Below are 5548 nucleotides of genomic sequence, written 5' to 3'. Positions count from 1 at the left end.
CAAACTTCGTGGACTGAAGACGATCAACCTGGCCCGTGACGAGGCAACGTTCGCCGAGCTCACGGCAATCGGGGCCGACGTGGTCCACGTCGACGACGCCGATGCGGTCGGCGATGTTCGAGCAGTGATCGGCGACGCGCGAGTGGCGCTGGCAGTGGAAGCCGTCGGTGGTCCGGGGGCGGCGCGGCTGCTCGAATTGCTTTCCGACAGTGGATGGTTGGTCAGCTATTCCTGGGCCAGGGACGAACCCATGTGGGTCGACACCTCGACACTGGTCGCCAAGCACCTCACCGTCCGTGGATTCTTTGTCGGCGACTTCGGCTATCGCGACAAGGTGGTGCCTGTCATTCGTGAGGCGGCACCGCTGGTGGCCGACGGCACCCTCGTTGTCCCCGTGGCGGGCGTGTACCCCTTGGAGCAGATCGAGGACGCGGTGCAACATCTTCTCCGTGGCGGCAAGATCCTGCTGAAAGTGGCGGGACAATGAACGCGCGCAAAGCGGGCGGCTGAAGATTGGGCACTTTCGTCAGACAAACGTGAGACAAAAGCTTTGTGGGGCGGGCGGGGCTCGAACCCGCGACCAACGGATTATCGACCTGGCGTTCTCGGCGATCCCGAAATAAGCCGACTTCGACTGTAGCGCAGAGGGATTCGCGTCAGTCTAAGTCCTGACGGGACCGAGCTATTCCGGTCCATTCCTACTCATAAAGGGTGAACAAACAACAACCGAAATCGCACCCGCAACATCGCCATCGGTGTAGTAAGTTTTGTCGCCCGCTTATGCGCTCATGGAAGCACTTGCCGAACGCCGGCCTCCCTCCGGACCCGAGGCGATCGAACTGGACACGCCTGTGATGGTGCTGGTGGAGCAGCACCTGCAAGCGACAACAGAAGATGGTCGCTCTCCAATCACGCTGTCTACCTATACATTTGCGGTTGGCAAGCTCACCAGATTCATGGGCGGCGTGCGAGTCGGGGAAGCATCGACGGCGCGGCTAGATTCAGCGCTCCGGTCGATGCGCACCGCGCACGGGGCGACAATGGCTAAGCAGGCGAAGACAGTCTTGCGGGGTGCTCTGCAGCTCGCCGTCATGGCCAACGTGCTTGGCGCCAATCCGGTGAGAGAGATTTCCAACCGCTACGTGCCCAGATTCGCCCCAAGGGTGCTGTGGCGTTGACTGCCGACGAACTGCGCGCTCTGTTGCGCAAGCTCGGAGCGTCCCCGTTCTGCCGGGATCACGAATCTCGTTGACCCGATCACACTGTTAATCGCAACCGGCCTTCGGCGCTCGGAACTGTTGGCACTGTTCTGGACTGACTTCGATGCTGATGCACAGACCCTTACCGTTACCGGCAAGCTAGTGCGGGTCACCGGCAAGGGACTAGTACGTGTCAACGACACCAAATCGGCCGCAGGGCGCCGCACCATTCCTCTCCCCCGCTTCGCGGCCGACATGTTGCGCATCCGCCGGGCGGCACCCTGTGTCGGCGAGCAGACGATCATCTTCCCATCCTCAGCGGGCACGCTCCGCGATCCGAACAACTTCGGCAAGCAGTGGCGCGCCGTCCGCGAGGACCTAGGGGTGCCAGAGGTAACGACGCACAGCTTCCGGAAGACCGTCGCAACCCTTATCGACGACGAAGGCCTCTCAGCCCGAATCGGAGCCGACCACCTGGGCCATACCAACGTCTCGGTGACGCAAGACCGATACACGACCCGCGGCCGGGTCCACACTGGCGTTTTCGACCGATCCTAGCTGTGCTGCAACAGGTTTGAGTAAACCAATCTGAGCAGTTAAACCCGTTGTCTTTCAATCTGTTTCGTTGAATCAAGGCATTCAAAACATGAGATTGAATCATCGGCGCTGGTCAGACGCACCAAGGCGGGGTTGCGTAAGACTTGCGTAACGGAACGCTCGCCGGCGGGTTTGCCGGCTAGAGAGCTCAAGCTGGTGCGACGGTGCGACCTTGCCAGCGCAAAACTGTTGCAGCGCTTGGGAAACCAACTCAGTATTGTTGTCCATACACAGCACCTTCGGCGGGCCGCCGGCGGCGATGAAGACGCCTTCCAACTCGGTGACGAGCCGCTCGGCGGTGATGGAGCGTTCCACCAGGTGCACCATCGACAGCCGGGTGTGTTCGTCGATCATCGACGCGATTTTGATCGCCTTGCCGTCGATCCATCTTCCTTTCCTAACTTATTGCATCCTGCACCGATGTATCGGACATTAGATTTGAGCTTGGCTCCACTACAAGTCGTGAGCCAAGATTCGGTGGCCGCGCGGCTTTGACGCCTGCCGCTATGCCTCGGTCAGACAGTGACCTGCGCGATGAAAGCGAGTTGCAAGAGCTGTTGCAGTACAACAGTATAATTCCAGGCAGGCCGGGCCTGCAGCGGGGGTCGCGGGGACCGCCGGCGGGCCAAAACGACCGATCCACGTTTGCGCCAGCAGGTGGTCGTCCAAGCGGGACGCATGGACTCTGGTAAGAAGCATCCGTCACCACAGATATATCGGATACCGATGTAGCTGTGGTATACATGGGGTATGGAACAGTCATCCCGGGTTGCCGACCGAGAGGTTATCGCCGAAGGGCTAGAGCAGGCGGCGATCCTCATGGTGCGGCACATGTCCGATCGCACAGCGCTGAACTTGACCACCTCCATGGTGCTGGACACGCTCAATCGGGAAGGACCGGTCCGGGTAACGACGCTGGCCGCGGCGGCGGGCATCGGCCAGCCGTCGATGACCGAACTGGTTCAGCGATTGGAACGACAGGGTCTGGTGACCCGGGTCGATGACCCCGAAGACGGGCGGGCCGCTCTGGTAGCCATCACCGACGCCGGACGGGCGCCGCTGAACGATCAGCGGCGCGACCGGCGCCACCTATTGGCCCAGCTGCTGACGAGCCTGCCGGCAGAAGACGAGGCCGCGCTGACCCTGGCCATGCACGTGGCTCTGCCCATCATCGGCCGACTCATCCACGACGCTCACCGATCCCGCACTCAAGGAACCGCCGATCGCCGCGCCCGCGTGGCTAACCATCAAACATCGAGGACATCCATGAAGGCGCGCGTCAGCCGCCCGGTACCGCCGAACACAAAGGAGCCAGCATGACTGTCACCACGCCGATCACCACGCCCTTCAAATGGGAAACCACCGCCGCCGAGGTTGTCGCCGGGATCGACCTGGCCGGCAGCCGGGTCATCGTGACCGGTGGGGCATCCGGTATCGGCCTCGAGACCGCGCGTGCACTCGCCACCACCGGCGCAGAGGTGACCCTCGCGGTTCGCGACACCGACGCAGGACAGCGCGTCGCCTCGGAGATCGAGGCCACCACCGGCAACACCCACATCCTGGTCGCGCCAGTGGACCTCGCCGACCCGGCATCGGTCGCGTCGTTCGTCGCCGCGTGGGACGGACCGCTGGACGTCCTGGTCAACAACGCCGGAGTCATGGCATGCCCGCAGACCCGCACACCGCAGGGCTGGGAGCTTCAGTTCGCCACGAATCATCTCGGCCACTTCGCGCTGGCCGCCGGGCTGCACCGCGCGCTCGCAGCCGCCGGGGGAGCCCGCGTCGTATCGGTGAGCTCCAGAGCCCACCTACGCTCGCCGGTGGTCTTCGACGACATCCATTTCCTCAACCGCGCCTACGAGCCGTGGGACGCCTACGCACAATCGAAGACCGCCAACGTGCTTTTCGCGGTGGAGGCGACCAAGCGCTGGGGAGGCGACGGCATCACCGTCAACGCCCTGCAGCCCGGCACCGTCCGGTCCAACCTGCAGCGCTACATCACCGACGCGGACCTGGAGCGAACCCGCGGACACATCGAAGACGACACCGGGAGCTTCCACTGGAAGACCCCAGAGCAGGGAGCCGCAACCTCGGTGCTGCTCGCGACGTCACCGCTGCTCCAGGGAATCAGCGGCCGCTACTTCGAAGACTGCAACCAAGCAGGACCAAGCCAGCCAGGCACCGGTCAGGGCGTCGCCCCCCACGCGCTCGACCCCGACGCGGCGACGCGGCTCTGGGAGATCTCCCTCCAGACGCTGTCATCCTGACAACAACCGCAGCAGCCAGCCGCGTCGCTTACGACCCCGCCAGTCTGACCTGAGCACCAACTGCTAACCCGAAGGGAACACAAATGGCCACCGCTAAGCAGAAAACAGCCCGAGCGAAGTTCGCCGTCAAGGCGCGTTCCGGCAGAGGCAAGATCGGGCGTGCCGCCAAAAGCACCGTCACGCCCCGAAAGAAACGCAAGCGCAAGTGGCCCCCTCTTTAGTCCAGTGTCCCAGGCTGGATCTACGGGGTTCGCAGTCCCGCGCCAAGGCTCGGGGTCCTTCTGGCAAACTTTCCAACATGATCTCCGCGAAGGGACACAACGGCACAGTCCACTTCGACGGCCGATTCGTCACCATCGAGCGGACAGGCTTTCTTGCTCGCGCATCAGTGGGCAAAGGCACTAAGCGAATTCCCATCACTTCGATTCAGGCGATCCAATGGAAGCCTCCCGGCATGCTGGTAAATGGGTATATCGAATTCACGCTGGGACGGATGCCTCTTGACAGCTCTCATCCAGTCACCAGCTTGCGTCCGTCATCCAGTTTGGTGGCGCGTCATCGACGACGGTCCACGCCACGACGCGCACGCGGAGTCGAACCCACGACCGGGCAAATGCTGTGTCGCGGTACACAAGACGCTCAGTAGTTGTCCGGTTTGTCTCGGACGTTTACTGATCTCGCTGGAATGTCTCGGCGATGCGAGTGTGAAGTTCCAGGCCGCGGGCGTCGTCGGGAACCCGTGGTGGTTCCAACGTCAACGTTTCGCCGCTGGACGATGCGCCCGCGTCAGTGCTGATGGCCTTGTCCCGGCGCTCGGATGCTTGCGGTGTGGCGCGCTCCAGAAATCGGAGCAGTTCGACAGGGAATGGAAGTACCAATGTGGAATTCTTTTCTGCGGCGACCTCGACGACGGTCTCCAAGAGTCGCAATTGCAGCGCGGCTGGGTGCTCGGCCATGACCTCGGCTGCTTGGGCCAACTTTTCGGACGCCTGAAGTTCGCCTTCGGCGGTGATGACCCGAGCCCGTCGCTCACGCTCCGCCTCGGCTTGCCGTGCGATCGACCGCTTCATCGAATCGGGCAGCACTACATCCTTGATTTCGACACGGTCGATCTGAACACCCCAGCCCAGCGCGGGACTGTCGATCATCAACTCCAAACCCTGATTGAGATGCTCGCGGCTGGACAGCAGGTCGTCCAGATTGCTCTTGCCGATGATCGAACGCAGTGATGTCTGTGCAACCTGACCAATAGCCGACACGTAGTCCTGCACGTCGACAGCCGCACGCACCGGATCCGAGACCTTGAAATAGATGACAGCATCCACACGGACGGTCACATTGTCGCGGGTGATGCCATCTTGGGCGGGCACGGGCATCGTGATGATCTGCATGTTCACTTTTTCGAGGCGATCGGCGATCGGAATCAACATCGTGAGACCGGGTCCGCGGACGCCGGGTTGCACACGGCCGAACCGGAAGACGACG

General features: G+C 62.5%; 8 protein-coding genes. 6 read left to right on the top strand and 2 right to left on the bottom strand.

The genetic code is table 11. The features are described 5' to 3' along the window. The 3 genes from QOH60_RS01115 to QOH60_RS01105 form a co-directional block, all read left to right on the top strand. A partial coding sequence (locus QOH60_RS01115) for a zinc-binding dehydrogenase (RefSeq protein WP_526416202.1) occupies nucleotides 1-487 on the top strand: 487 nt, incomplete at its 5' end. Nucleotides 488-788: 301 nt separating this feature from the next. Then, complete coding sequence (locus QOH60_RS01110) at nucleotides 789-1178, top strand: hypothetical protein (protein WP_526416200.1); 390 nt, start codon at nucleotides 789-791, stop codon at nucleotides 1176-1178. Beyond that, complete coding sequence (locus QOH60_RS01105; RefSeq protein WP_526416206.1) at nucleotides 1179-1757, top strand: site-specific integrase; 579 nt, start codon at nucleotides 1179-1181, stop codon at nucleotides 1755-1757. Between the two features lie 99 nt (nucleotides 1758-1856). Here QOH60_RS01105 and QOH60_RS01100 read toward each other — a convergent pair whose 3' ends face one another. Beyond that, a complete protein-coding gene (locus QOH60_RS01100; protein ID WP_526416204.1) occupies nucleotides 1857-2159 on the bottom strand; it encodes a hypothetical protein in 303 nt (100 codons plus the stop codon). A 387-nt stretch (nucleotides 2160-2546) separates the two neighbouring features. Between QOH60_RS01100 and QOH60_RS01095 the strand changes: the two genes are divergently transcribed. The 3 genes from QOH60_RS01095 (at nucleotide 2547) to QOH60_RS01085 (ending at nucleotide 4709) form a co-directional block, all read left to right on the top strand. After that, a complete protein-coding gene (locus tag QOH60_RS01095) occupies nucleotides 2547-3116 on the top strand; it encodes a MarR family winged helix-turn-helix transcriptional regulator (RefSeq protein ID WP_526416198.1) in 570 nt (189 codons plus the stop codon). Then, nucleotides 3113-4063, top strand: coding sequence for an SDR family oxidoreductase (locus QOH60_RS01090; protein ID WP_526416196.1), 951 nt, complete (start codon nucleotides 3113-3115; stop codon nucleotides 4061-4063). Before QOH60_RS01095 ends, QOH60_RS01090 begins: the two co-directional genes overlap by 4 nt. Nucleotides 4064-4361: 298 nt before the next feature. Further along, complete coding sequence (locus tag QOH60_RS01085) at nucleotides 4362-4709, top strand: DUF4429 domain-containing protein (protein ID WP_526416194.1); 348 nt, start codon at nucleotides 4362-4364, stop codon at nucleotides 4707-4709. 22 nt (nucleotides 4710-4731) lie between these two features. Here the strand turns inward: QOH60_RS01085 and QOH60_RS01080 are convergent. Next, nucleotides 4732-5548, bottom strand: an 817-nt coding sequence (locus QOH60_RS01080; protein WP_526416192.1) for an SPFH domain-containing protein, incomplete at its 5' end; no start/stop codon positions are given.

Origin of the sequence: Mycobacterium sp., from assembly GCF_032159765.1 — a bacterium.
Taxonomy (GTDB): domain Bacteria; phylum Actinomycetota; class Actinomycetes; order Mycobacteriales; family Mycobacteriaceae; genus Mycobacterium.
This window is presented reverse-complemented; position numbering and strand designations above follow the sequence as displayed.

Excerpts from the sequence above, each read along its gene's own strand:
- QOH60_RS01095 (WP_526416198.1), top strand. The coding sequence starts at position 2,547 with ATGGAACAGTCATCCCGGGTTGCCGACCGAGAGGTTATCGCCGAAGGG.
- QOH60_RS01090 (WP_526416196.1), top strand. The coding sequence starts at position 3,113 with ATGACTGTCACCACGCCGATCACCACGCCCTTCAAATGGGAAACCACC.
- QOH60_RS01110 (WP_526416200.1), top strand. The coding sequence starts at position 789 with ATGGAAGCACTTGCCGAACGCCGGCCTCCCTCCGGACCCGAGGCGATC.
- QOH60_RS01085 (WP_526416194.1), top strand. The coding sequence starts at position 4,362 with ATGATCTCCGCGAAGGGACACAACGGCACAGTCCACTTCGACGGCCGA.